Raw genomic sequence first — 400 nt, forward strand, 5'->3', positions numbered from 1 at the left:
CCACGTTCGATGGCATCCACGGGATGCGATACATCCACGATCGCACAATTGCCGGTAATCGACACCTTGTTGCCGATACGGATCCGATGATGGCACACGATGTGGACATTCTGCTCGATGTTCACATCATCTCCGATGCTGAGCCATGGCAGAGGCGATTGACCGTGCAGAACGATCTCGATCCGCCCCCCGTGGCGGATGATCGATCGATTGCCGATCGTGATGCGGTGCGGAGAACGAACCATTTCCTGGCGGAAGATCACGCTGCCCTTGCCGACATGGCCATAGAAACGCGCGAGAACGAGCGCGGTATAGGCGCGGCGCGTGCGGTATCGGAGCCCATGGGCAATGCGCAGGAGCGGTGCGATGCGACTGGCAAGGCTGCGGGCGGGCAGTCCGT

The 400-nt window shown here is 60.5% G+C and carries 1 protein-coding gene; it reads right to left on the minus strand.

Going from position 1 to position 400, the window contains the following annotated elements; genetic code table 11:
* On the minus strand, window positions 1–400 hold a 400-nt coding region (locus LD028_RS13900; RefSeq protein WP_483298308.1), incomplete at both ends, for an acyltransferase.

The sequence above is a fragment of the Anoxybacillus sp. LAT27 genome, from assembly GCF_022030075.1.
GTDB classification, from domain to species: Bacteria; Bacillota; Bacilli; order Bacillales; family Anoxybacillaceae; genus Anoxybacillus; species Anoxybacillus kestanbolensis.